This window comes from Deltaproteobacteria bacterium, assembly GCA_016875395.1.
Lineage (GTDB): Bacteria > Myxococcota_A > UBA9160 > UBA9160 > UBA6930 > VGRF01.
In genome coordinates this window covers 25,155-49,604 of record VGRF01000005.1, presented here as the reverse complement: position 1 = coordinate 49,604, position 24,450 = coordinate 25,155, and the positions used below count along the sequence as shown (strand labels likewise).

Below are 24,450 nucleotides of genomic sequence, written 5' to 3'. Positions count from 1 at the left end.
GCCGCGCACGGTAGATGCGATCACGCCTCGATGCCGCGGTCGCGAGGCGTCTTCGTGGCTCCGCGAACCACGATTCGCCGAGGGGGCACGAGCGCGACACGCCGCCGACACAGAAAAGTGACGCGGCTGCGCCTCGATGGCGCAGCCGCGTCACGGTTCTCCCAACACACACGCGGGGAGACGTAACAGCAAGGAGCCGCGCGGGGAGGCGGGGGTCGCGGAGCGAGTGCCCGGGCGTGGGCGCGCGCACACTCGGATGAGTGCGCCAGAAAGCACGATCTCGGCACGGCAATCCCCCGACGCGCCCACGCGGCCGAGCGCAGCCGAGCCCCCGCCGGACCGCGCGGCGGCACCGTGAACGAGAGAACAAGGCAACCCCGCAACGATCGACTCCCGTCACCAACCCTCGTTGTGATTCAATCCCCGAATGCTCAAGCCCTACCGCGTGCTCGACCTCTCCACCGAAGACGGAATCCTGTGCGGTCAGCTCCTGTCCGACCTCGGCTGCGACGTCATCGCCATCGAGCCCACCGGTGGGTCGAGCGCCCGCGAGCGCGGCCCGTTCGCGGGCGACACGCGCGACAAAGAGCGCTCGCTCACTTGGTGGGCCTGGGCGCGCGGCAAGCGCAGCATCGTCCTCGACCTAACAACCGAGGCGGGCCGCGCAGAGCTGAAGCAGCTCGCGCGCGGCGCGGACTTCCTGATCGAGAGCTTCGCGCCCGGCCACATGGCGAGCCTCGGCCTCGGCTACGAGGACCTCGCCTCGATCAACTCCGCGCTCATCTACGTCTCGATCAGCGGCTTCGGCCAAGACGGTCCGAAGGCGCACTACGCCTACACCGATCTCATCGGCCTCGCCGCCGGCAGCACCCTCTTCCTCTCTGGCGAAGCCGACGGCCGCCCCGTGCGCGCCGCGGTTCCACAAGCGGGGCTGCACGCCGCGGCCGACGGCGCCGTCGGCGCGCTGATCGCGCACTTCGCGCGCCAGAAGACCGGGCGCGGCCAGCACGTCGACGCCGCGATGCAGCACGCCACCACGCTCGCGACGCAGTTCCGTGCGCTCGACGCCGCGATCGGCGAGACGCCCGCGCGCCGCATCTCGGGCGGCGCCTACGTGAAGGGCGCGTTCCTGTGTACGCGGTATCCCACCGCGGACGGCTGGGTCACGCTCGGCCCTGCGTTCCTGCCCTCGACGGGGCACTTCATGAAGCGCTTGTTGGGATGGCTCGCCGAAGAGGGCCGCTGCGATCCCGCGCTGATCGACGAAGACTGGAACAGCTTCGCGCTCCGCATCGGCGGCGGCGTCATCCCCGAGAGCTCGTACGAGCCGGTCGACCGCGCGCTGCGCGCGTTCTTCGCGACGAAGACGAGCGCGGAGCTGATGGAGCAGAGCGTGAAGCGCCGCCTGCTCGTCGCGCCGGTCTTCGATCTGGGCGAGATCACGAGTAGTCCGCAGATGAAGGCGCGCGAGTTCGCCGCGACGCTGCCGAGCCCGCTCGACGGCGCGCCGCTTCTCCACCCCGGCGCTTGGGCGAAGTTCAGCGAGACGCCGCTGCGCATCACGCGCCGCGCACCGCGGCTCGGCGAGCACGACGCGGAGGTGCGCGCGGAGCAGCGCAATGCGCCGCTCTCCCTAACAGATGTACGCGCCGGCGCGGCGGGCGAGCTGCCGTTCGCGGGGCTCAAGGTGCTCGACCTGTTCTGGGTGCTCGCGGGTCCCGGCGCGACGCGCGTGCTCGCGGACTACGGCGCGACGGTCGTGCACGTCGAGTCGAGCAAGCACATCGACACGCTGCGCGTGATCCCGCCCTACCAGTTCGCGAACCCGCACCCCGAAGGCGCAGGCGGCTTCCAGAGCGCGAACGCGAACAAGCTCGGCGTGACGATCGAAATGCACACGCCCGAGGGTCGCGACGCGATTCTCGATCTCATTCGCTGGGCCGACGTCGTCACTTCGTCCTTCGGCGCCGGCGTACTCGACCACCTGGGCCTCGGCTGGGAGACGATCCAGCGCGAGAACCCGCGCGCGATCCTGATCGAGTCGTGCCTGATGGGTCAGACCGGGCCGTGGAGGAGCTTCACCGGGTTCGGAAATCTCGCCGCGAGCGTGACGGGCTACATGACCCTCGCAGCCGAGAAGGGCGGCATCCCGTCCGGTCCATGGGCCGCGTACACCGACTTCATCGCGGTCCGGTACAACACGCTCGCGTTGTTAGGCGCGATCGCCGAGCAGCAGCGCACCGGTCGCGGCCAGCGCATCGACCAGTCACAAGCGGAGAGCGCCCTCCACTTCGCCGCGCCCGGCTACCTCGACTACCGCGTGAACGGCCGCGTCGTGCGCGGCTGCGGCAACGAGGACGAGCGCTACTTCCCGCACGACGTGTTCCCGTGCGCCGGCAAGGATCGCTGGGTCGCGCTCTCGGTGCGCGACGAGCGCGACTGGCGCGCGCTGTGCGCCGAGATGCAGCGCGAGGACCTGATCACTCGCCGCGAAGACCGCGCCGCCGTGAACGAGGCGGTCGCCGCGTGGTGCAAGACGCGCGAAGCCGGCGCGATCGAGCGCGCCCTCCAAGCGCGCAGCGTTCCCGCGCACGAAGTCCTCGACACCGCGACGCTCTACGAGTGCCCGCAGATGCAGCACCGCGGCCACTGGATCGAGTGCGAGCACTCGATCTACCAGACCACCCACGTCGAGCACGGCCGCGTGAAGCTCAGCGCCTGCGAGCCGCTGCGTCCGAAGGCCGCGATCCACTTCGGGCGCGACAACGACGCGGTGCTGAAGGGGATCCTCGGGTACAGCGAGGAGAAGATTGCGGAGTTGGGCAACAAGGGAGTGCTGACCTAGCGGCCAGTTACCATCAGTAGACGCGCTCGACGAGGGCGACGCAAACCTCGAAGCCCCTCCGGGCTTCGCGCTCCATCAGCTGTGGGATCGTCACCAACTTGTCATCGCGTCTGGGGTGCAGAACGCTGTTCGCGGCGCGGACCACAGCGGCGAGGCGCGTGGACATCGCCCCCAAGTTCGGGCGCGCCTCTTCAACTAACTCGCTGAGTCCCTTCAATCGCCTCGCATAAACGTAGGGATCGATCCCAAGGCGATTGGATCTATCCACCAGCGCAAACTCAATCAGGGCTCGAGCGGTTGCAAGGAATCCGATCCAGGAACCGAAGATGTAGTGCTGCCTCATTTCCTCGATCCGAACGCGAACGTGGTACGGCAAATGCTCGGGCTTGCGGATCGCGAACGGAGGGATCTCTGCCACCCTTCGGAGCCAACTCTCCGGGTCGAACAGCGGCGAGTCAATCAATCGGAGTGCAGCTCCGTGATCCTCCTGCTGGAATGCGAAGTCCTCGTCGTTCCAATCCCAGATCCCGTCGCATCGTTCCACCGCGAACCGAAGATAGGCAGCGACCTTCGCTGGCTCTGGATCCCGTACGTCAGGAACGTCGAAGCCGAACGCCCCATGTCGATCAGGCGCGAGTCGAGAACCCTCAGATCGCCCTCGGCTGAAAGCAAGTGTTCCCTTAGGAACTGCGCCCCCGGTTCGTCATGCGTCGCCGGTATTGCTGGCGAAACGAGGTTTCTCCGTGCGACGAGCACGTTGAGGGAGGCAATTCTCGAAAGAAGTGTTGCGACCAGGGCCGCGCAACGATCGGCAGCACTTTGCTCCAAGCTTGGCGGATCGACGAAACTCGCGCGCGGAACGTGTTGCGTCAGCTCCGCAAATTCTTGCCTCGCCAGCGCGATGATCCTGTTGAATTGATCATTGTCTTTCACATCCCCCTCACTCTCCGCACGTTCACCGGAATCGCGCTCATGCGCGGGATGCCCGTGATCGGGTCGTAGTCGCGGTCGACAGGTGTTAGGGCGCCCGTGTTGCTGCCGAGCCGCGCGACCTCGTGCGCTTCCTCCGGTAGGCCGCCGAACGCGTGCGGCATCGAAATCGCGCCGCTGCGCACGCTGTCGTCGGCTTCGACGATGCCGAGGATGCGGTCGTAGCCGCTTGCGATCTCGACCGTGTCGCCCGTCGCGAGGCCTTCCTTCGCGAGGTCGTGGGGATGCATGAAGGCGGGGTTGTAGGTCCACTTGCGCGTGAGCCGCGGGATGTCGCGGCCACTCGAGTTGTAGATGTCGGGGAGACGCCGCGAGATCAGGCGGTAGGCGAAGCGCGCGTCGTCTGCGGCGGACTCGCGCGCGATCTCGGCGAGCTCGCCTAATAGGTATGCGTTGCCGACGTCGAGCTTGCCCGTCCAGCCCGCGTCTTTCTCGGCGACGACGATCGAGTCGTCGGGATAGAGCGCGCCGCGGCCCCCAGCCTTCACCGTCGCGAGGGGCACGCGCGATCCCTTGCACAGCAGCTCGTAGAGCTCGTCCGTGGTCGGCTTGCGTTGCATGTCGAGCGGCGTCGGCCCTTCACTCGCAGAAGGGCCCCACGAGAACGAGGACGAGAGCTTCAGCTGCAGCCCGAGTTGTTGGGCGAGGCCGTAGAACAGCTCCCAATCCTCGATCAAATCAGAGGCCGCGGGCGGGTCGACCAGCTTCGGCGCGTACATCGCGTAGGGCTGCGTGTAGCCGAAGCCGACGCCGAAGAAGCTCAGCGTCTCGTTCGGCAGCGAGAGGCCCGGTACCTCGTAGCCAACTCTCGGCGCGACGACGTAGTGCGCGAGCTTCGCGGTCGCGCTCATTTTGATGTCGAGCGTCACGAGCAGCTCGAGCTTCTTCATCGCCGCGTGGGTCTTCTTCTGATCCGGCCACGCCATCATTGGGTTGCCGCCGAGCACGAACAGCGCCTTCACCTGTCCCGGCCCATCGAGCAGGATCTCTTCGGCGAGCGCGGCAGTCGCGAGCCCGCACGCGGCGTCGGTGAAGCCGCGCACGCGCAGCTTCTCGCCGTAGCCGTGCGCCTGCCACGGCGGGTTCGCCTGCGCCTTCGCCGGGAACTGCGGCAGCAGCGCGCCGGGGTTCGGCACGCGCTCGCCCGCGCGCAGCCAGCGCCCGCACACGGTGATCAGCGCCAGTAACAAGTACTCCGTGACGTTGCCGTGCCCCGCCATGTTCGGGCCCGTGCCCGCGTTCGCGCAGCCGCGCTTCGCGCTCGCGAAGATGCGCGCCGCGCGGATCAGCTCCGCGGCCGGCACGCCCGCGCGGCGCTCCACGTACTCCGGCGTGAACGGCTCCACCGCAGCGCGGAGCGCCTCGAGGCCGTTCACGTGCTCATCGATGAAGCGCTCGTCGTGCAGGCCCTCGGCGATGATCACGCGCAGGAGGCCCGCGAGAATGGTCGGATCTTCGCCGGGCTTCGGCTGGAGATGGACGGTCGCGTGCTCCGCGACTTCCGTTCGCCGCGGGTCGATCACGATCAGCTGGAGGCCCCGCTTCTTCGCCTGATGCAGCTGCTTCGCGGGATTCGTGTTCGGCACGCCGCCGCTCATCGCAACGAGCGGGTTCAGCCCTAACAAGAGCCACGTGTCCGAGTCGTCGAATACCTGCGGGCCCGCACCCCAGCTGCCGTGCATCGCGAGCGCGATCGTCTTGCCGGGCTGGTCGATCGTGTTCGAGGTGAAGCGCATGGGCGACCCGATCGCATCCATGAAGGCCCAGCCCATCGGCTGCGTGGGCGGATACGGGAACGAATAGGTGCCGGTGTAGGCCGCGATCGCGCGCGGGCCGTCGCGATCGAGAATGCGGCGCAGCTTGTCCGCGATCTCGCGGATCGCCTGCGCACTCGCGATGGGCTCGTGCGTGCCGTCCGCGCGGCGGCGCTGCGAGTGCAGCAGGCGCTCTGCGTGCTCCATCTGCCGCGGCACCTCGCGCCCCTTCGCGCACGTGAAGCCGGCGTAGAGCGGGTCGTCCTTGTCGCCGATCACGCTCGCGACGCGCCCGTCCTCGACGCGCACCTTTACCGCGCAGTGCGCGTGGCAGAAGCGGCAGAGCGAGCGGTGCGTGGTGACGGGCATTCGCGGCCTCCGGGTGGGCGACGCGAGGAAACGCCAGAACGCGCACGCGCGCTACCGCGCCAACTGCGCGCCATCGACGCTTGCAAGGCGGGTCGGCGGTGGATTCCGCTCGCGCCGACGGCGTACGTTGCCCGCATGAAGCGACTCCGCGCGATTCAGTGGGCCTCGCGACGCACGCAACGCTGCCGCTCGTCGCGGCGCATGGCGCCTAACTGTTAGGGAGAGAGATGGCCGACGAGATCAAGGCGCCGAAGCGTTCCACACGCGACGTCGAGCAGACGCGCACGCACCTCGAGGCGTGGCTCCGCGAGAAGCTGCCCGGCGCGCGCATCGCGCAGCTCGGCAGCCCGAGCGGAACGGGCATGTCGAGCGAGACGCTGCTGTTCGACGCGACTTGGCGCGACGCGGGCGCGGAGCGCAGCGGCGCGTTCGTCGCGCGCGTGGCGCCCGATCCGCGCGACGTGCCCGTGTTCCCGAGCTACGAGCTCGCGAAGCAGTTCCGCGTGATGCAGCTCGCCGCGCGCGGTGGCGTGCCCGTGCCGGTCGTGCGCTGGCTCGAAGAAGACCCTGCGCGCATCGGTTCCCCGTTCTTCGTGATGGAGCGCGTCAGCGGGCGTGTGCCACCGGACATCATGCCGTATCCGATGACGAGCTGGCTGAAGGACGCGAGCGCGGCGGAGCAGCGCGCGCTGCAGAACGCGACGATCGCCGCCATCGCGCGCCTGCACGCGATCGACCCTAACAAGGAGGGCGCGGAGTTCCTCGAGCTCGCGCTGCCGGGCGCGACGGCGCTGCGGCGGCACGTGGAGAACCAGCGCCGCTTCTACGACTGGATGCGCCAGGGCCGCAGCTACCCGCTGATCGAGCGCACCTTCGCGTGGCTCGAAGCACACTGGCCCGCGGACGAGGGCGACGCGCGCATCAGCTGGGGCGACTCGCGCATCGGCAACGTGATGTACGACGGCTTCGCGCCGGCGGCGGTGCTCGACTGGGAGATGGCCGCGCTCGGCCCGCGTGGCCTCGATCTCGGCTGGCTCTCGTTCATGCACGCGTTCTTCCAGATGATCGCCGTCGGCGCGAAGCTGCCCGGCATGCCCGACTTCCTGCGCGCCGCGGATGTCGCCGCCGAGTACGCGCGCCTAACAAGCCAGCGCATCGACCTGCGCTGGTACGAGGCCTACGCAGCGCTGCGCCACGGCATCATCATGGCGCGCATCCACGCGCGCTCCGTGCACTTCGGCGAAGCCACCTGGCCCGCCGACCTCGACGCCACGATCCCGCACCGCCCGCTGCTCGAGCAGATGCTGAGCGGCGCGTACTGGCGCTAGCGCGCGCACTGGGGACGTACGTGCACGAAAGCGCGCACCTGGGACGTACGTGCACTTTCACACGTAAAGGTGCGCGTACGTCCCCTGTGCGCGTTTCGAAGCTGGAGCACCCATGACGAATCCGATCGGACCCATCCTTCCCGCCGACGAGTCCTTCACGCACCAAGTCGCGGAGACTTTCGCGCACGTGGGCACGAGCGATCCCGCGTGGACCGAGAAGGTGTGCGCGATGGCGATGGCGCGCGACGGCTCGCTGCAGCTCGGCTTCGGGCTCGGCAAGTACACGAACCGCAACGTGATGGACGCCTACGCGGCGCTCTCGCGCGGCAAGGAGCAGCTCACGGTGCGCGCGAGCCGCGAGCTCGCGGCGGATCCATCGCGCACGTTCGCGGGGCCGATCCATTACGAAGTCGTGGAGCCGCTCCGCAAGATTCGCTTCCGCCTCGAGGCCAACTCGTGCCAGCCGCTCGCGTTCGACTGGCTGTTCGAAGCCGCGCTGAATCCCGCGGTCGAGGAGCGCACGTTCATGCGCCACGACTTCCGCGCGTCGGCGGAGCTCGTGCGATACCACCAGATCGGGACCTGCGCGGGCTGGATCGAGCTCGACGGCCGCCGCATCGAGATGTCGCCTAACAGCTGGGTCTCGACGCGCGATCACTCGTGGGGCGTGCGCTACGACGTAGGCACGCCGCCCACCGACACGAAGCCGCGTCCTGCGATTCCGCCCGGCTTCGGCTTTCAGATGATCTGGTGCCCCTCCCTGCTCACCCGCGCGGACGGATCTCGCTACGGCCTGTTCCTCCACTACACGCTGATCGAAGGCGCGGGCTTCACGCAGAAGCACGTCACCGCGAAGGTCGAGCACGCGGACGGGCGCGAAGAAGCGCTCGTCGACCTGACACCCGAGCTGCGCTTCGACCCGCGCAATCGCCGCCTGCTCGGAGGCCGCGTGCTCGCGCGCACCGCCGACGGCCGCGAGCGGCCGATCACGCTCGAAGTGCTGAGCGACACCGGCGTTCAGCTCGGCGCGGGCCTCTACTTCGGCTTTGACGGGCACCACCACGGCGAGTGGCGCGGCCCGAGCCACCTCGACGGCGAGCGCATCCTCGACTGCAGCGAGCCCGCGACAGCGCGCCGCCTCCACCAGATCCGGGACACCGCGGTGCGCGTGATCGACCCGGTCGGCGGCGGAGAAGGCGTCGGCAACTGCCAGCCGATTTGTTCCGGCCCGTGGCCGAAGCTCGGCCTCGGCGACGACGCGTGGATGTAGGCCGCGCCGATTTCTCAGACCTCACTCGCGACCACCGTCGGAGCTTAGGCTTGACCATGAGAGTATCTACTCCTATAGACACTGCTCATGCGATACCGAGTAGAAGAGCTGGCGACGGCCGCGGGCGTGAACGTCGACACCGTGCGCTTCTATCAGCGCCGCGGCCTGCTCGCGCCGCCCACGCACGCTGGGCGCGTCGCTTATTACGGCCACGAGCACCTCGCGCGGCTGCGCGAGATCCAGAAGCTCGCGCGTAGCGGCTTCAAGCTCGAGCAGATCGGTCAGCTCGCGAAGCAGCCGGGCCGCCCGCGCGGCGCACGCCGCGGCCGGAAGTCCGCCACGCCGCAGCTGCTGAGCGCCCTGCTGACAGAGGGCGTCGGCGAGCGCACCTATACGCGCGCAGAGCTCGCCGCGCTGTCCGGCATCTCGGAGCCGATCCTCGGTGTGGTGCAGCGCACCGGCCTGCTGCAGCCCGTCGCGATCGACGGCGAGGAGCGCTTCAGCGAGTCCGACCTCGGCATGTGCCGCGCGGCGCTGGTGATCTTCAGCTCGGGCATGCCCCTCCAGGAGCTGCTCGCGCTCTCCAGCGAACACGCGCGCGCGACCGAAACCACCGCCGATCGCGCGATCGCGATCTTCGAGCAACGCGCGCGCGCCGCTGCGGAATCGCCGAGCGTGCCGCCGCTCGACCTCGCGGCGCTCCTCCGCCAGCTGCTGCCCGAGGCCACGCGGCTCGTCGCGCTGCACTTCCACAACACGCTCGTGCGCCGCGCGCTCGCGCGTCTCTCGGATGTCGGCGAGGCGCGCGCGGTGGAGGACGCGCTTCGGGCCGCTACCTCCGGGCAGCTCGAGATTTCGTGGCGATGAAGCCCGTGAGCATTCCCACGCCCGAAACGAAGCGGCGCTTCGTGCAGTCGATGTTCGATCGCATCGCTCCTCGCTACGACCTCATGAATCGCTTGCTCACGTTCGGTCTCGACCTGCGCTGGCGCCGCACCGCGCTGAGCGCGATCGCCGTCGGCCCGGGCGATCTCGTAATCGACCTCGCGTGCGGCACGGGCGATCTTTGCGAGCTGGCCGCCAGGCGCGGAGCTCGCGTCGTCGGCGTGGACTTCGCGCGCGAGATGCTGCGCCGCGCGAGCGAGCGCGAGGTCGGCGCGACGCTCGTGCAGGGCGACGCGCTCGCGCTCCCGTTCGCGAGCGGCGGCGCGAGTGCGCTCACTTGCGGCTTCGCGCTGCGCAATTTCATCTCGCTCGAACCGGTTCTCGCGGAGTGCGCACGCGTGCTTCGGCCCGGCGGTCGGCTCGCGATCCTCGAGGTCGATCGTCCGCGTTCGCGCTTCGTGCGAACGGGCCATTCGTTTTACTTCGATCGCGTCGTGCCGCTGATCGGCGCGCTGCTCTCCGACCGCGCGGCCTACCGCTACCTGCCGGAGTCCACTTCGTACCTGCCGCCCGAAGCGGAGCTACTCGCGATGATCGAGCGCGCGGGCTTCACCGCGCTGCGCAAGCGCAGGTTCCTGTTCGGAGCCGCACAGCTCGTGATCGCGGAGCGCAAGTCGTGAGCGATGCGGGCGAACGGTGTGTCGACGCCGCGCTCGCCGCGGCGCGCGCGAGCGGCCTCGCGCAGCTCGTCGTCGCGGGCCGCGCGCTCGCGGCGCACGAAGCCGCGTTCGACTCGACGCACGCCTTCTCCGCAGCGCGCGCCGAGGAGCGCTTCATGCTCGAGCGCCCCTGCGCATCGGTCGCGCTCGCAGCGCTCGGCGCCAGCGCCGTGGTCGAGAGTGATGGCGCGGATCGGCTCGAGCTCGCGAGCGCGCAGCTGCGCGAGCAGGCGGCGCGCACTCACGCCGCGCCGGGCGCCGATGCGCGCTGGGTGGGCGGCTTCGCCTTCGCGCACGAAGCGCCACGCGAGGACGGCCCGTGGCGCGCATTCGGAAGCTGCCGCTTCGTGCTGCCGCGCGCGCTCCTCGCCCGCGACCCGCGCGGCGCGCGGCTCGCGTGGTCGACTCGCATCGAGCCCGGCGACCCGCGCGAGGTCGCGCTCGCTGCGCTCGACGCGGCGCGCGCCGAGGCCGAGGCGTGGGCTCACGCGGCGGCGCACTCGCAGCCGCCCGCTCGGAGCGACGCGAGCCCGCTGCGCTTGTTGCGGCCCGCGCGCGGCTATCGGCGACTCGTGTCGGAGGCACTCGATGCGATCGCGAAGGGCGAGATCGACAAGCTCGTCGTCGCGCGCGCGATCGATTGCCGCGGCGTGCGCGCGCCGGTCGCGCACATCCTGCGCGCGCTGCGCGCGACGCATCCCCGCGGCGCGACGTTCGCGCTCGCTCCTCACGCATCGTTCGAGCGCCGCGGGCCCGCGTTTCTCGGCACGACACCCGAGCTGCTCGTGCGCCTCGCGGGCGGCGTGGTGGAGGCGCAGGCGCTCGCAGGCTCCGCGCGGCGCGGGCGCAGCGCGGCGCGCGATTCACGCGCGCGCTCCACGCTCTTCGCCAGCGCGAAGGAACGCGCAGAGCACGAGCACGTGGTGGCGTCGCTGCGCAGCGCGCTCGCGCCCCTGTGCGACGCGCTGAGCGAGCCCGCGGCCCCGCGTCCGCTCGCCGCCGGCGACGTGGAGCATCTCGAAACGCGCGTGTGCGGGCGGCTCGCCCCGAGCGCGTACGCGAGCGCTCTCGACCTCGCCGCGCGCCTCCACCCTTCGCCCGCCGTCGCGGGCGCGCCGCGCGAAGCCGCCGCGCGCTGGCTCGCGGCGAACGAGCCGCTCGAGCGCGGCTGGTACGCGGGCGCGATCGGCTGGCAGGATGCGCGCGGCGACGGCGAGCTGTTCGTCGCGCTGCGCTGCGCGCTGCTGCGCGGAGAGCACGCGCGTCTCTACGCCGGCGCAGGCATCGTGGCCGGCTCGCAGCCGGCGGCCGAGCAGCGCGAGACGCGCCTCAAGCTGCGCACCGTGTTTCACGCGCTGCGCGAGACGTCGCATGCGCGCGGCTGATCCCGCCGCCACCGCAACGATGACGGCGGAGTTCTTCCGCGCGCTCGTCGCGGGCGGCGTGCGCCACTGCGTGCTCTCGCCGGGATCGCGCAGCGCGCCGCTCGCGGTCGCCGCGCTGCGCTGCGAGCCGCTCGGGCTGCGCATCTTCGTGCAGCTCGACGAACGCTCCGCCGGATTCTTCGCGCGCGGCCTCGCGATGGCGTCCGGCGCGCCGACGCTGCTCTTGTGTACGTCCGGCACCGCGGCGGCGAACTACTTCCCCGCCGTGATCGAGGCGCACTACGGCGGCACGCCGCTGATCGTGCTCAGCGCGGATCGGCCGCCGGAACTGCGCGACTGCGACGCGGGGCAGACGATCGATCAGGTGCGGCTCTACGGGAGCCACGTTCGCTGGTTCCACGAGCTGCCGCTGCCCGAGGCGGGCGCTGCGGCCGAGCGCGTCGCGCGCAGCGTGGCCAACCGCGCACTCGCCCACGCGCAGGGCGCGAACCCGGGCCCCGTGCATCTCAACTGGCCGCTGCGCGAACCGCTCACACCGCCGCACGGACTCGCGCCACTTGCGCCGCTCGCGAGCGAAAACGTGCTCGCGCGCAACGATCTCCCGTCGCCGTCGCTCGCCGAGATCGACGCGCTCGCCGCACTCACACGGCGCGAAGAGCGCGGCGTGATCGTCGCGGGGCCCCTGCCGCTGCAGAGCGATCTCGCGGACGCGGCGGTGCGTTTTTCGCGCGCGTCGGGCTGGCCCGTGCTCGCCGACGCCGCATCACAGCTTCGCTTCGGCGCACACGTCGAGAGCGCGAACGTCGCCGCCGCCTACGAGCTGTATTTACGCGACGGCGCGTTCGCGCGCGCCCACGCACCGCGCGCGGTGCTGCGCCTCGGCAGCGCGCCCACGAGCAAGGCGCTGCGGGTTTGGCTCGAGTCGCATGCGCCGAGTGACTATTGGCTGATCGACTCCGCGGCGCGCTTCAGCGACGTGAGCCGCCTCGCGACCGCGCGCAGCGCGAGTGATCCCGGGGCGCTTCTCACCCATGCCGCGGACGCGCTCGGTGATCGCGCGCGGGTAAGCCGCTGGCAGAGCGCGTTCGCGAACGCCGAGCGCGCCGCGCAAGCCGCGGTGGCGCACGCGCTCGACGCCGAGGCTGCGCTGCTCGAGCCGCACCTCGCGCGCGAGCTCGCCGCCGCGCTGCCGGATGGCGCGCTGCTCGCCCTCTCGAACAGCATGCCGGTCCGCGACGTCGACGCGTTCGCGCCGGCCTCCTCTCGGCGCTTGCGCGTACTCGTCAACCGAGGCGCAAACGGCATCGACGGCGTGACCTCGACCGCACTCGGCGCGTCCGCTGCGTGGCCCGGCCCGGTCGCGCTGCTCACCGGCGACCTCGCGTTCCTGCACGATCTCGGCGGCCTCGCCGCGGTGCGCGACGCGCGCGATCTCACGATCGTGCTGATCGAGAACGGCGGCGGCGGAATCTTCTCCTTCCTGCCGATCGCCGAGCACCGCGAGTCCATCGCGTTCGAGCGCCTCTTCCACACGCCTCATGGCCTGCCGCTCCGAAAGGCGAGCGAGCTGTTCGGAATCGAGTGGGAGCGCGTCGGCTCGTGGGAGCACTTCCGCGCGGCGCTGAAGACGTCGCTCGCGCGCGGCGGCGTCTCGGTGATCGAAGTGCCCGTGGATCCAGCAGCGAACGTCACCGCGTTTCGCGCGCTCGCGCGCGTGGCGCAGGACGCCGCGGCGGAGGCGTGCGCGTGAACGCCAGCGCGTTCGACGTCGAAGTGTGCGGCGTGCGCCTGCACGTCGTGCGCGAGGGCCAGGGCACGCCGGTCGTGGCGCTGCACGGCTTCACTGGTGCGTGCGAGAGCCTCGACGGCGTGGCTGAGCGCCTGCGCGATCGGCACTGCGTCGTGCGCGTCGACCTCGTCGGCCACGGCGCGAGCGATGCGCCGCGCGAGCTCGCGCCCTACGCGATCAAGGCCTGCGCCGCGCAGCTCGACGCACTCTGCGACGTGCTCGGCATCGGTGCGCCGCACTGGCTCGGCTACTCGATGGGAGGGCGAGCGGCGCTAGCGGTCGCCGCCTTCCATCCCGCGCGCGTGCGCTCGCTCGTGCTCGTCGGCGCGAGCGCGGGGCTCGTGCACGACGACGAGCGCGCGGCGCGCGTGCGGGACGACGAGGCCCTCGCCGCGTCGATCGAGCGCGACGGGATCGCCCCATTCGTGGAGCGCTGGATGGCGCTGCCGCTGTTCGCGAGCCAAGCGCGCCTCGGCGCCGAAGCGCTCGCCGCGGCGCGCGCGCAGCGGCTGCGCAATCGGCCCCACGGGCTCGCGAACAGCCTGCGCGGCATGGGCTCTGGCGCGCAGCCGCCACTGCACGACGCGCTCGAGCGCCTTGCCGCGCCGGCGTGCTTCGTTGCGGGCGCCGAGGACGCGAAGTTCCGCGCGATCGCAGCGCAGCTCGCAGCGATCTCGCCGAGCGGCGAGTCGAGCGTCATCGAAGCCGCGGGGCACGCCGTGCACCTCGATGCGCCGGACGCCTTCGCCGCACTCGCGCTCGACTTCTTCGCGCGCGCAGGCGCAAGCGCGCCGTCGCGCGCGCTTCCCTAACCACTTCGATTTTTCTTCACGCCCACCAGGAGACGCCATGTCCAACGCACCGATGCCCCCGTTCGAGCCCGCCGTGGGCTGGAAGACGGCCCGCGACTACACCGACATCCGCTTCGAAACCGACGGCGGAGGCCTCGCGAAGATCACGATCGCGCGACCCGAGGTCCGCAACGCGTTTCGGCCGGAGACGATCATCGAGTTGATCGACGCCTTCACGCGCGCGAAGAACGACGCGCGCGTCGGTGTGGTCCTCTTCACCGGCGACGGCCCCGACGCGTTTTGCTCCGGCGGCGATCAGCGCGTGCGCGGGAACGACGGCTACGTCGGCGGCGACGGCATCGGGCGCCTCAACGTGCTCGAGCTGCAGAAGCTGATCCGCGGCATGCCGAAGCCCGTCATCGCGCTCGTGGCTGGCTTCGCGATCGGTGGCGGCCACGTGCTGCACGTGGTGTGCGACCTGACGATCGCGGCCGAGAACGCACGCTTCGGCCAAACCGGCCCGCGCGTCGGCAGTTTCGACGGCGGCCTCGGAGCGTCCTATCTCGCGCGCAGCGTCGGCCAGAAGAAGGCGCGCGAGATCTGGTACCTGTGCCGGCAATACGGCGCGCGCGAGGCCGAGCAGATGGGCCTCGTGAATTGCGTCGTTCCGCTCGCGGACCTCGAGGCCACCGGCGTGGCGTGGGGCCGCCGCATTCTCGAGCACAGCCCTCTCGCGATTCGCTGTCTGAAGAGCGCGTTCAACGCGGACTGCGACGGACAGATCGGCCTACAGGAGCTTGCGGGCAACGCGACGCTGCTCTTCTACATGAGCGAGGAAGCGCAGGAAGGTCGCAACGCATTCGTCGAGAAGCGTCAGCCCGATTTCGCGCGCTACCCGTGGCGTCCGTAACAACTACGACTCCGAGCGCGCCGCGCGCCTGGTGGCTCGCGGCGCGGCCGCGCACGCTGCCTCTCGCTGCCGCGCCCGTAGTAGTGGGTACGGCTGTTGCGCTCGGCGCGGGCGGGGCGCAGGCGCTACCCGCCCTGGCGGCGCTCGGCTGCGCGCTCGCGCTGCAAGTCGCGGCGAACTTCGCGAACGACGCGTTCGACGCGCAGCGCGGCGCCGACGGCCCGGACCGCGTGGGCCCGCCGCGCGCGGCGGCGCTCGGCTGGCTCACGACGGCGCAGCTGAAGCGCGGCGCGGGCGCCGCACTGGCGATCGCGGGCGCGCTCGGCGCGAGCCTCGCGCTCGTCGCGGGCTGGCCCGTGTTCGCGATCGGCGCCGCCTCGATCGCCGCGGCGCTCGCCTACACCGGCGGCCACTACCCATTCGGTTATTACGGACTCGGCGAGCCGTTCGTGTTCTTGTTCTTCGGTGTCGTCGCGGTCGTGGGGAGCGCGTGGGTGCAGTCGCTTCTCATCTCGCCCGAGGCGCTCGCGGCCTCGGTCTCGGTCGGCGCACTCGCGACCGCGGTGCTCGTCGTGAACAACCTGCGCGACCGTGAGAGCGACGCGCGCGTGGGCAAGCGCACGCTCGCGGTGCGCCTCGGCGACGCCGCGACGCGGCGGCTCTACGCCGCGCTCATCGCGCTCGCGTGCCTCGCCCCGCTCGCGAGCGCGGCTGTCTTCGCGCGCCCCGTCCTGCTCGCATCGCTGCTCGGCGCGCGCCTCGCGTTCCCACTCGCGCGCCTTGTGCTCGCCGGCGGCCCGAACGCGCGCGGCACTGCCCTCAACGCCGTGCTCGCGCGCACCGCGCAGCTCGGCCTCGCACATGGGGTGCTGTGCGCGATCGGCTGGGCCTGGCCGGCGTGATCGAGCGGATCTCGCTTCAGCGCTTCGCGCTTCCGCTGCGCGTGCCGCTCGCGACCGCGCGCGGCGCGATCGCGCAGCGCGAAGGCGTGCTGCTCACGCTGGAAGCGAGGAATGCGAGGGGCCACGGCGAAGCGATGCCGCTGCCGGGCTGGCCGGGCGCGTCGCTCGCGCAGGCCGAGGCGTGGCTGCAGCGCGCCGCGCCGCACTTGTTGCAGAAATGCGCGAGCGACCTGCTCTCCCGGCAAATCGCCGGTCCGCCGCTCGCGCGCGCAGCTCTCGAGTGCGCGCTCCTCGACCTCGCGGCGCGCGAGTGCGGCGTCCCGCTCGCGGCGAGCCTCGCGAAGAGCTCTGCGCGGCAAGCCGTTCCCGTGAACGCGCTGCTCTCCGCCCGTGCTCCCCACGAGGTCGCGAGGGAGGCCGAGCGGCTCGCGGCGAGCGGCTACCGGAGCTTCAAGCTGAAGGTCGGAGCGGCGCCCCTGGCCGAAGATGTCGCGCGCGTTGCGGTGCTGAGAGAGGCGATCGGCGCGCAGGCGCGGCTTCGCCTCGACGCGAACGGCGGGTGGACGGAAGTCGAGGCGAGTGCGGCGCTCACTGCGCTCGCGCGTTTCGCGCCCGAGTACGTCGAGGAGCCGGTGGCGAACATCGAGGCCTGCGCGCGCCTGCGCGCCCGGGCGCTCGTGCCTATCGCGCTCGACGAGGGCGCGGGCGACGTGGACACCATCTCGCATGCGCTCGCGCTGCGCGCCTGCGACGTGCTCGTGTTGAAGCCTGCGCTGCTCGGCGGCCCGCGCTCCGCGCGCGCGGTCGCCGCCCGTGCAGGGGACGCCGGCGTCGACGTCGTCGTCACCTCGTTCCTCGACTCGGCGATCGGCGTCGCCGCGGCGCTGCACTGCGCCACGACGCTCCCGCTCGGCGAGCGCGCCTGCGGTCTCGCAACCGGGGCATTGCTCGCGCGCGATCTCGCCACGCTCCCGGTCGAGGGCGGCGTGATGCGGCTGCCGGCGGGCGACGGCCTCGGCGTGGCGCCCGATCCCGATGCGCTCTCTGCGTGCGCAACCGCACCGCGGTGGGAGATCGCCGCTTGAGCTGGCTCGCCGAGCGAGCCGCTCGCAGCAGCGCCGCGGAGGCGCTGGTGATTGGCGACGTGTGCATCGATTACGGAGAGCTCGGGAGACGCGCGCGGGCTCTCCAAGCCGCGCTGCACGTCCAGGGCGTCGCGCCGGGGGAGGCGATCGCGCTGCTCGCCGCGGGTGCGCTCGAAGTCGCGCTACTGCTGCACGCCGCGCAGTCGCTCGGCTGCACGCTGCTCGCGTTGAACGCACGACTCACGGAGCCGGAGCTCGCGCGCCAGCTCGCGGCGAGCGGCGTGCGCGCGATCGTCGCCGAGCCCTCGAGCGTCGAGCGCGCGAGCGCGCTCGCCGCAGGCTGTGGCATCGCAGCGTTTCGCGTCGACGCGCAGAGCCCGTCCCTCGAGCCGACGCTCACGCACGTTTCTGGGCAACGGCTTTCGGCTCGACATGCGGACACGCTCGCTCGAGGCGAGGAGCGCGCGCTGCTGTGGCTGTTCACCTCGGGCACGTCGGGCGAAGCGAAAGCCGCCGAACTCTCGCAGCGCGCGCTGCGCGCAAGCGCACGCGGCCACGAGCGCTCGATCGGCCTCGCGACCGGCGAGCGCTGGCTCGCGTGCATGCCGATGTTCCACATCGGCGGCCTCTCGATTCTCGTGCGCTGCACGCTCGCCGGCGCGAGCGCGGTGCTGCACGACCGCTTCGACGAAGGCGCCGTGGTCGCCGAGCTCACGAGCGGGCACATCGCGCTCGTGTCGCTCGTGCCGACGATGCTCGCGCGCGTGCTCGACGCGTGGGGCGAGCGGCCGCCTCCACCCAGGCTGCGCTGCGTGCTGCTCGGCGGCGCGGCCGCGCCCGCGCCGCTGCTCGCGCGGGCCGCAGCGCTTGGCTTCCCGATCGCGCCCACTTACGGACTCACCGAAGCGGCGTCGCAGGTGGCGACGCGCGCGCCAGCCGAGAAGCGCGAGCCGCTCGGCGGGCGGCTGCGCGCGCTGCCCGGGACCGAGCTGCGGATCATGAACGAGGATGGCGCGCTCGCGCCCCCGGGCAGCGAGGGCGAGATCTGTGTGCGCGGCGAGACCCTAATGACTCGCTATGTCGGGAATGAAGTCGCGACCTCGCGCGCGCTGCGCGACGGCTGGTTGCGTACCGGCGATGTCGGCCGCCTCGATGACGAGGGCGGACTCGAAGTGCTCGATCGCCGGACCGACCTGATCGTGAGCGGCGGGGAGAACGTCTATCCCGCCGAGATCGAGAACGCGTTACACGAACACGCGGACGTGCTCGAAGCCGGCGTGGTCGCGCGCGCGGACGAGCGCTTCGGCGCGCGGCCAGTCGCGTTCGTCGTGCCGCGCCCCAGCGCGCGGATCGACGAGGTCGCGCTGCGCGCCCACTGCGCCGCGCGCCTCGCGCGCTTCAAGACGCCCGACGCGTTCGTCTTCACGGACGCGCTCCCACGGAACGCCGCGGGCAAGCTGCTGCGGCGAGAGCTGCGGGACCGGCTACTCCGCCGTCGGCCCTGAGAACTTCGGCGCGCGCTTCTCGCGGTGCGAGGCGACGCCTTCGCGCGCGTCGGGGCCGCCGAAGCCGATGAACTCGAGCGCGAGCGAGGCGTCGAAGGCGGCGCCGAACTGGCGGTACCAGAGGTTCAGCGTCTGCTTCGTGTACCGGATCGCGCCCTGCGCGCCGTTCGCGAGCTGCTCGGCCACCGCGAGCGCGCGCTCTTGCACCTGCGCGTCGTCGACGCAGATCGAGACGAGCCCGATGCGCTCCGCTTCCTCGCCCGTGAGCGTGTCGCACGTCAGCAGGTAGTACTTCGCCTTCGCCATGCCGCACAGCAGCGGCCAGCAGATCGCCGCGTGATCGCCCGCAGCGACACCGAGGCGTGTATGGCCGTCGATGATGCGCGCCGTGCGGCCCACGACGGACACGTCGGCGAGCACGCCCGCGACGAGACCCGCGCCGACCGCGGGGCCATGCATCGCGGAGACGATCGGCTTGCTGCAATCGAGCACGTTGTAAACGAGGTCGCGCGCCTCGCGCAGGATGCGCACGCGCGTGGCGTAGTCGCCCATGATCGCCTCGACCATGTCGAAGTTGCCGCCGGCGGAGAACGCTTTGCCGGCGCCCCGTAACAACGCGACGCGGGTCTCCGGATCGCGGTCGATCGTGCGCCACACGTCGGCGAGCTCGCGGTGCATGCGCTGGTTCACGCTGTTGAGCCCCGGCGCGTCGAGCACGACCGCGAGCACGCCCGGCTTCGGGCGCTCGAACTTCAGCTCGGTGTACTCGGCATACGGATCAGACATCGCGCGCTCCTCGTCGTGAACGCGCGAGGATGCACCGGGGCGCGGGTCAGCGCAGCACGAGCTGCCAGCCGAGCGGTGCGAGCTCGCCGCGCGTGATCGCGGCGCGCTCGTCGCGCAGCACGCTCTCTGAGAGCTCGGCCCCGTTCTCCGCGTCGCCGAGCGAGAAGCACGCGAAGCGAAAGAAGTACGGCACCGCTCCGCTCGACTCCGTCGCGAAGTGCCTTGCCAGGGCCGCGCGCAGTGCGCTCGCGCCGTGCAGCTCGTGCTCGATGAAGTGCTTGCGCCACGTCGCGAGCACGTCGCCGTCGTGACGCCACATGCGCTCGGGCGCGCGCAGCTCATCGCGACGCGCAGCGAAGTAGGCGTACGCCCACCCCGCGCTACCCGCATCGAGCTCGTCCCAGGTGAAGTCCTCGATCACGAGCGGCCCGCCTGGGCGTAACAACTCGCGCGCGCGCGCGACGGCGCCGGCGAGGTCGTGCACGTGATGGAGCGAGTGCGTGAAGAGCACCGCGTCGAACGCGTCGGCGCTGAAGTCGGGGAAGGCCGCCTGCCGCGCATCGACTCCGCGAGCGCGCGCCTCGGCCACGCGCTCGGGATGCGCGTCGATCGCGACGACGCGGTGGCCCGCCGCGCCGAGCGCCGCGGCGAGGTCGCCGGCGCCACAGCCGACCTCGAGCACACGCGACGCTGGCGCGAGCCAGCGCGACACGAAGGCGAGCGACTCTCGGAGTGCGACTTCGCGGGCGAGCATGGCGAGACGCTACCGCGACCGAGATTCCTTCCCGATCGCGTGCGCCATTCGCGTATCGTTCGAACGCGGCTCGAGAAGCCGCAGGCGAGCGGAGCCCAAACGAGATGGCTGAAATGCGCGTCGGAATCGGAACTGCGAGCACCGGACCGCTGCGCGGTCTGCGCGTGCTCGACCTCTCCACCATCATCTCGGGCCCGCTGTGCGCCCAGATCCTCGGCGATCTCGGCGCCGACGTGATCAAGATCGAGACGCCGAGTGGCGACTCGACGCGCGTGATGGGCGAGCGCAAGGGCTCGATCACGGGCCTGTTCGCGCAGGTGAACCGTAACAAGCGCAGCGTCGTGCTCGATCTCAAGCAGGAGGCGGGGCAGCGCGTGTTGCGCAAGCTCGCCGCAAAGGCCGACGCGCTGATCGAGAACTTCCGCCCCGACGTCATGGACCGCCTCGGCCTCGGCTACGAGCGGCTCGCGCGCGAGAACCCGCGCCTCGTCTACACCGCCATCAGCGGATTCGGCCCCGACGGCCCCGACGCGCATCAGCCTGCGTACGACATGGTGATCCAGGCGCGCAGTGGCTTCGCGCGCGTGCTCGGCGGCGCGGGCCCGCCGAAGCTGATCCCGAACTTGTTCGCGGACAAGACCAGCGGCATGACCGCGGCCTGGTCGACGCTCGCAGCGCTCTTCGAGCGCGAGCGCACCGGTCGGGGCCAACGCGTCGACGTCCCGATGCTCGACGCATTCGCGAGCTTCCTCTTGCCCGACGTGTTGGGTCCGCGCCTGTTCGGCGAGCCGCCGCCTCCGCCGCCCGGCGTCGGCGACGGCCTCTACACCGCGTGGCCGACCAAAGACGGTCACGTCGCGATCGTGATCATCGAGAACCGCCAGTTCGAGGCGGTGATGCGCGTGCTCGGCCGCGAGGACGCGATCAGCGACAAGCGCTTCGAGAGCCTCGTCGCGCGCATCATGAACGCGCCCGCACTCTACGAGCTGATCCGCGGCGAGATCGGCAAGCACACCAACGCGGAGCTGCAGGAGCGCGCGCGCAAGTACGAGGCGCCGATCGGCGTGATCAACGACCTCGCCGGCTTCACGGCCGACGACCAAGCCGTCGCGAACCACGTGCTCGTCGAAGTGCCCGACGCCCACGCAGGCGCGCTCCACCTACTGCGCTCGCCGCCGCGCTACTCCCTGACACCTACCGACGTGAGACAGGGTCCGCCGCATCTCGGGGAGCACACCGAGGCGGTGTTGCGGGAGATGGGGTTCGAGGACGAGGAGATCGCCGAGGTGCTGCGAAGGTGAGAGAGACCCCCAACCACCGGCGCCTCGTCGTCGCTGGAGCGCTTTCAGGCGCGGCCTGGTTCTGCCTGGCGCTCGCGTTCGACAAGGGCGTGCAGGACTTCAACTACCCCGTGATTCCGTTCGACGATTGGCGGACGAGGTCCGCGAGCTTTCTAGCCGCAGTGACTACCGGCGTGCTGATTGCGCTGATCTTCCGCTCCTCTTGGGCGTCCGATTCGCGCTGGTCGCGTTGGTTGGCGCCGTACCTCGCGATCCCGGTCTCCGTTCTCATCTTCTCCGGGTTTTTGCGACTCGTCGTGCTGACGATTGGCGATCGGCCGGACATCTACACGTTCGACGCGATCTCGGGGAACCTCGGGGCCTACGCGATGATCAGCATCTTCGCGCCCGTCCTCTACGGTGCCGCGCAGCTGAACCGCCTCGCGATGCGCGCAGTGCTGAGGAGTTCTTCCCAGCCAGGAGTGTGAGTTCGATGCCTGCCCCCCTCGAGCTCTGGACCCTCGGCGTCGCCGACGCGCGCAGCGCGGGCGCGCAGGCACAGCGGGCGGAGCGAGCGGGCTACGACGGCTTCGCGGTGGTGGACTCGCAGAATCTGTCGGGCGACGCGTACATCGCGCTCGCGCTCGCCGCGCGCGAGACGGAGCGCGTGAAGCTGATGACGGGCGTGACGAACCCGGCGACGCGCGTCGCCGCGGCGACTGCATCCGCGATCGCGAGCGTTCACGCGATCTCGGGTGGACGCGCGGTGCTCGGCATCGGGCGCGGCGACTCGGCGCTCGCGCATCTCGGGCGCGCTCCCGCGCGCGTCGCCGTGCTGGAGCGCTACCTCGCGGAGCTGCAGGCGTATCTGCGCGGCGAGGAGGTGGCGTTCGCGCGCGTCGGCTTCGACGAACGCGCCGCGCCGCCGGTCGAGTCATTAGGGCTCGCGGACGCGCCGAAGGCGAGCAAGCTGCACTCGCTGCCGCGCGAGCTCGCGAAGGTGCCGGTGGAGGTGGCGTGCACCGGCCCGCGCGTGATCGAGGCGGCGGCGCGTCACGCGGACGGCGTGCTGCTCGCGGTGGGCGCGGACCCGGAGCGCATCGCGTGGGGCATCGCCGCGGCGCGCGACGCCGCGCGCACTGCGGGGCGCGATCCCGCGTCGCTGCGGATCGGCGCGTTCGTGAACGTCGCCACGCACCCCGACGTCGCCGTCGCGCGCACGCTCGTGCGCGGCGGCCTCAGCACCTTCGCGCGCTTCAGCGTGATGCACGGCCGCGTCGCCGGCCCCGCGAGCGAGGTGCAGCGCGAAGTGCTCGCCTCGGTGCACCGCGGCTACCACATGACGCAGCACACGCGCGGCGACTCCGCGCAGGCGGGCCTGCTCTCGCCCGCGTTCGTGGACCGCTTCGCGGTGGTGGGTCCGCCCGCCGCGTGCATCGCGCGCCTGCGCGAGCTCGTCGGCCTGGGTCTCACGAAGCTCGTGCTGATCGGCGCCACCGCGGGCGTCGACCCGAAGGAAGCCGCTGCAGCGGCGCAGCGGCTCGCGAGCGAGGTGATGCCGGGGGTGCGGTGAGCACGATTTTTCGAGGTCGGCCGTATCCCGAGGGAGCGCCTGGCCGTCTTCGTGAGGGAGGTGCCCACGATGCTGGAGCCCGTCACCGACGAGCTGGCCCGCGCGCTGCGAGCTGCGTGGTTTCGTTACGTGGACACGCTCGAGCCCTTCCGCCCGAACCTTCACGCCTACTGCCTGCGGATGTGCGGGAACGTCTGGGACGCGGAGGATCTCGCGCAGGAGACGCTGCTGCGCGGTTTCGCGGCGATCGGCCGCGGAGACCTCCATGGCGAGCACAGCCGCGTCGCGAATCCGCGCGCGTACCTGCTGCGCGTGGCGACGAACCTCTGGATCGACGCCGCGCGTCGACGCAGCCACGAGTCGCACGACGCGCCCGAGTCGATCGCGGCAGAGGTTTCTGCTCCTCTCGCAGCGCGCGAGGCCGGCGAGCTGCTGTTCGAGCGCGCGAGCCCGCAAGAGCGCGCCGCGATCGTGCTCGCGGAGGGTTTCGAGCTGTCGCACGCCGAGATCGCCGACGTGCTGTCGACGACCGTCGGCGCGGTGAAGGCGGCCCTGCACCGCGGGCGCGCGCGACTGCACGCGGAGCCCGATCGGGTTCACCACGGGAGGCCCTCGCGCGAGCTGGTCGACCGCTTCGTGGCTGCCTTCAACGCGCGCGACGTCGCGCGCGTGACGGCGATCCTGCTCGAGACGGTGACGATCGAAGTGATGGGGGTCGGCGGCGGCCGGCGAAACGACGGCGTGTGGGTCGCCAGCTCGCTCGCCGAGAGCGCAGTGCGCGCGGAGGCGCGCGAGTTCCGCGGCGAGTGGCTGGTCGCCAGCGTGCGCGACGGCGACTGGCTCTGCGGAATCACGCGCTTCGAGGAAGTCGACGGCCGCGTGTCGCGCATCCGCAGCTACGGCTATTGCCCCGAAACGCTCGCACACGTGGCGGCCGCGCTGGGCCTGGCTTCGAGGACGCGGCACTACCACCAACCGCCACAGATTCTCGAGGGCATGATCGCGAGCACGACGCTGCCCTGGGGCGTGAGGCACGACACGCGAAGCGTCTGACCGCAGCCCCGTGCGAGCGCACGAGCGCGGGCGCTCGAAACCGGGCGCTCTGCGGCGATATCGTGCGCGCTCGTTGCAGGAGAGAGCGCATGCAGGATCGGCCCACCGCGAGCGAGCTGCTCGCAACGATCGCGGATTTACTCGAGGGCGACGTGCTCGCCGCCACGAAGGGCGGCCTGCAACACAACGTGCGCGTCGCGGGGAATCTGTGCCGCATCCTCGAGCGCGAGGCGCAGCTCGGGCCGGCGCACGAAGCGCGCGAGATTGCGCTGCTCACCGAGGTGTTAGGGGAGCCCGCGGGCGGCCGCGGCGCGCGCGAGCTGAGCGCGGCGCTGTGTGCGCGCCTCGACGCCGGCCACGACGCGGCGCTCGAGCGGCGAGCGTTCCCGGCGCTGCTCGAAATCGTGCGCGGCAAGCTCGCGATCGCGAAGCCGGGACATGACGACTACGACTTCGCCGGGGAGCAGCTCCGATGAG

At 71.4% G+C, this 24,450-nt stretch carries 21 protein-coding genes; 17 read left to right on the top strand and 4 right to left on the bottom strand.

The genetic code is table 11. The annotated features are described in order from the left end of the window. Window positions 1-427: 427 nt before the first annotated feature. Complete coding sequence (locus tag FJ091_05890; GenBank protein MBM4382884.1) at window positions 428-2,845, top strand: CoA transferase; 2,418 nt, start codon at window positions 428-430, stop codon at window positions 2,843-2,845. Between the two features lie 13 nt (window positions 2,846-2,858). On the opposite strand, the gene FJ091_05885 is transcribed toward FJ091_05890, so the two are convergent. Next, window positions 2,859-3,389, bottom strand: a complete 531-nt coding sequence (locus FJ091_05885; protein MBM4382883.1) for a hypothetical protein — start codon at window positions 3,387-3,389, stop codon at window positions 2,859-2,861. 385 nt (window positions 3,390-3,774) lie between these two features. Further along, on the bottom strand, window positions 3,775-5,958 hold the full coding sequence (locus FJ091_05880) for a molybdopterin-dependent oxidoreductase (protein ID MBM4382882.1): 2,184 nt from the start codon (window positions 5,956-5,958) through the stop codon (window positions 3,775-3,777). Window positions 5,959-6,185: 227 nt separating this feature from the next. On the opposite strand from FJ091_05880, the gene FJ091_05875 reads away from it, so the two are divergent. From FJ091_05875 to menE, 11 genes are all read left to right on the top strand, one after another. Then, window positions 6,186-7,286, top strand: coding sequence for a phosphotransferase family protein (locus FJ091_05875; GenBank protein MBM4382881.1), 1,101 nt, complete (start codon window positions 6,186-6,188; stop codon window positions 7,284-7,286). A 112-nt stretch (window positions 7,287-7,398) separates the two neighbouring features. Then, window positions 7,399-8,556: a hypothetical protein gene (locus FJ091_05870; GenBank protein MBM4382880.1), complete on the top strand. Its 1,158-nt coding sequence runs from the start codon at window positions 7,399-7,401 to the stop codon at window positions 8,554-8,556. Between the two features lie 87 nt (window positions 8,557-8,643). After that, window positions 8,644-9,423 (top strand): MerR family transcriptional regulator, encoded by a 780-nt coding sequence (locus tag FJ091_05865; GenBank protein ID MBM4382879.1) that lies wholly within the window; start codon window positions 8,644-8,646, stop codon window positions 9,421-9,423. Further along, window positions 9,420-10,121, top strand: coding sequence for a ubiquinone/menaquinone biosynthesis methyltransferase (locus tag FJ091_05860; protein ID MBM4382878.1), 702 nt, complete (start codon window positions 9,420-9,422; stop codon window positions 10,119-10,121). The genes FJ091_05865 and FJ091_05860 overlap by 4 nt, the downstream gene beginning before the upstream one ends. Next, window positions 10,118-11,545 carry an isochorismate synthase gene (locus FJ091_05855; protein MBM4382877.1) on the top strand — a complete coding sequence of 476 codons (1,428 nt, stop codon included), beginning with the start codon at window positions 10,118-10,120 and terminating at the stop codon, window positions 11,543-11,545. Before FJ091_05860 ends, FJ091_05855 begins: the two co-directional genes overlap by 4 nt. Next, complete coding sequence (gene menD / locus FJ091_05850) at window positions 11,532-13,295, top strand: 2-succinyl-5-enolpyruvyl-6-hydroxy-3-cyclohexene-1-carboxylic-acid synthase (protein ID MBM4382876.1); 1,764 nt, start codon at window positions 11,532-11,534, stop codon at window positions 13,293-13,295. The genes FJ091_05855 and menD overlap by 14 nt, the downstream gene beginning before the upstream one ends. Then, the gene (menH, locus tag FJ091_05845) at window positions 13,292-14,146 is read left to right on the top strand and encodes a 2-succinyl-6-hydroxy-2,4-cyclohexadiene-1-carboxylate synthase (protein ID MBM4382875.1); all 855 of its coding nucleotides are present in this window, start codon (window positions 13,292-13,294) and stop codon (window positions 14,144-14,146) included. The genes menD and menH overlap by 4 nt, the downstream gene beginning before the upstream one ends. A gap of 37 nt (window positions 14,147-14,183) precedes the next feature. Then, window positions 14,184-15,035, top strand: coding sequence for a 1,4-dihydroxy-2-naphthoyl-CoA synthase (gene menB, locus FJ091_05840; protein MBM4382874.1), 852 nt, complete (start codon window positions 14,184-14,186; stop codon window positions 15,033-15,035). Beyond that, a complete protein-coding gene (locus FJ091_05835; GenBank protein ID MBM4382873.1) occupies window positions 15,023-15,937 on the top strand; it encodes a 1,4-dihydroxy-2-naphthoate polyprenyltransferase in 915 nt (304 codons plus the stop codon). Before menB ends, FJ091_05835 begins: the two co-directional genes overlap by 13 nt. Then, window positions 15,907-17,022: an o-succinylbenzoate synthase gene (menC, locus tag FJ091_05830; GenBank protein MBM4382872.1), complete on the top strand. Its 1,116-nt coding sequence runs from the start codon at window positions 15,907-15,909 to the stop codon at window positions 17,020-17,022. Before FJ091_05835 ends, menC begins: the two co-directional genes overlap by 31 nt. Beyond that, entirely contained in the window at window positions 17,019-18,527 is a 1,509-nt protein-coding gene (gene menE, locus FJ091_05825; GenBank protein ID MBM4382871.1) for an o-succinylbenzoate--CoA ligase, read from the top strand. Before menC ends, menE begins: the two co-directional genes overlap by 4 nt. On the opposite strand, the gene FJ091_05820 is transcribed toward menE, so the two are convergent. Together FJ091_05820 and FJ091_05815 are read right to left on the bottom strand one after the other, a co-directional pair. Further along, entirely contained in the window at window positions 18,507-19,313 is an 807-nt protein-coding gene (locus FJ091_05820) for an enoyl-CoA hydratase/isomerase family protein (protein ID MBM4382870.1), read from the bottom strand. The two genes, menE and FJ091_05820, sit on opposite strands and share 21 nt — an antisense overlap. A gap of 46 nt (window positions 19,314-19,359) precedes the next feature. Beyond that, window positions 19,360-20,067 carry a class I SAM-dependent methyltransferase gene (locus tag FJ091_05815; protein ID MBM4382869.1) on the bottom strand — a complete coding sequence of 236 codons (708 nt, stop codon included), beginning with the start codon at window positions 20,065-20,067 and terminating at the stop codon, window positions 19,360-19,362. A 113-nt stretch (window positions 20,068-20,180) separates the two neighbouring features. Here FJ091_05815 and FJ091_05810 point away from each other — a divergent pair, with 113 nt between their 5' ends. The 5 genes from FJ091_05810 (at window position 20,181) to FJ091_05790 (ending at window position 24,449) form a co-directional block, all read left to right on the top strand. After that, complete coding sequence (locus FJ091_05810) at window positions 20,181-21,368, top strand: CoA transferase (protein ID MBM4382868.1); 1,188 nt, start codon at window positions 20,181-20,183, stop codon at window positions 21,366-21,368. Beyond that, on the top strand, window positions 21,365-21,835 hold the full coding sequence (locus tag FJ091_05805) for a hypothetical protein (GenBank protein MBM4382867.1): 471 nt from the start codon (window positions 21,365-21,367) through the stop codon (window positions 21,833-21,835). Before FJ091_05810 ends, FJ091_05805 begins: the two co-directional genes overlap by 4 nt. 5 nt (window positions 21,836-21,840) lie before the next feature. Continuing rightward, entirely contained in the window at window positions 21,841-22,920 is a 1,080-nt protein-coding gene (locus FJ091_05800) for an LLM class flavin-dependent oxidoreductase (protein ID MBM4382866.1), read from the top strand. Between the two features lie 69 nt (window positions 22,921-22,989). Further along, window positions 22,990-23,973 carry an RNA polymerase sigma factor gene (locus FJ091_05795; GenBank protein MBM4382865.1) on the top strand — a complete coding sequence of 328 codons (984 nt, stop codon included), beginning with the start codon at window positions 22,990-22,992 and terminating at the stop codon, window positions 23,971-23,973. Window positions 23,974-24,062: 89 nt separating this feature from the next. Continuing rightward, entirely contained in the window at window positions 24,063-24,449 is a 387-nt protein-coding gene (locus FJ091_05790; GenBank protein MBM4382864.1) for a hypothetical protein, read from the top strand. Window position 24,450 lies beyond the last annotated feature (1 nt).

Excerpts from the sequence above, each read along its gene's own strand:
- menD (MBM4382876.1), top strand. The coding sequence starts at position 11,532 with ATGCGCGCGGCTGATCCCGCCGCCACCGCAACGATGACGGCGGAGTTC.
- menB (MBM4382874.1), top strand. The coding sequence starts at position 14,184 with ATGTCCAACGCACCGATGCCCCCGTTCGAGCCCGCCGTGGGCTGGAAG.
- FJ091_05800 (MBM4382866.1), top strand. The coding sequence starts at position 21,841 with ATGCCTGCCCCCCTCGAGCTCTGGACCCTCGGCGTCGCCGACGCGCGC.
- FJ091_05810 (MBM4382868.1), top strand. The coding sequence starts at position 20,181 with ATGCGCGTCGGAATCGGAACTGCGAGCACCGGACCGCTGCGCGGTCTG.
- FJ091_05790 (MBM4382864.1), top strand. The coding sequence starts at position 24,063 with ATGCAGGATCGGCCCACCGCGAGCGAGCTGCTCGCAACGATCGCGGAT.
- FJ091_05815 (MBM4382869.1), bottom strand. The coding sequence starts at position 20,067 with ATGCTCGCCCGCGAAGTCGCACTCCGAGAGTCGCTCGCCTTCGTGTCG.
- FJ091_05870 (MBM4382880.1), top strand. The coding sequence starts at position 7,399 with ATGACGAATCCGATCGGACCCATCCTTCCCGCCGACGAGTCCTTCACG.
- FJ091_05820 (MBM4382870.1), bottom strand. The coding sequence starts at position 19,313 with ATGTCTGATCCGTATGCCGAGTACACCGAGCTGAAGTTCGAGCGCCCG.
- FJ091_05795 (MBM4382865.1), top strand. The coding sequence starts at position 22,990 with ATGCTGGAGCCCGTCACCGACGAGCTGGCCCGCGCGCTGCGAGCTGCG.
- FJ091_05865 (MBM4382879.1), top strand. The coding sequence starts at position 8,644 with ATGCGATACCGAGTAGAAGAGCTGGCGACGGCCGCGGGCGTGAACGTC.
- FJ091_05860 (MBM4382878.1), top strand. The coding sequence starts at position 9,420 with ATGAAGCCCGTGAGCATTCCCACGCCCGAAACGAAGCGGCGCTTCGTG.
- FJ091_05875 (MBM4382881.1), top strand. The coding sequence starts at position 6,186 with ATGGCCGACGAGATCAAGGCGCCGAAGCGTTCCACACGCGACGTCGAG.
- FJ091_05890 (MBM4382884.1), top strand. The coding sequence starts at position 428 with ATGCTCAAGCCCTACCGCGTGCTCGACCTCTCCACCGAAGACGGAATC.
- FJ091_05880 (MBM4382882.1), bottom strand. The coding sequence starts at position 5,958 with ATGCCCGTCACCACGCACCGCTCGCTCTGCCGCTTCTGCCACGCGCAC.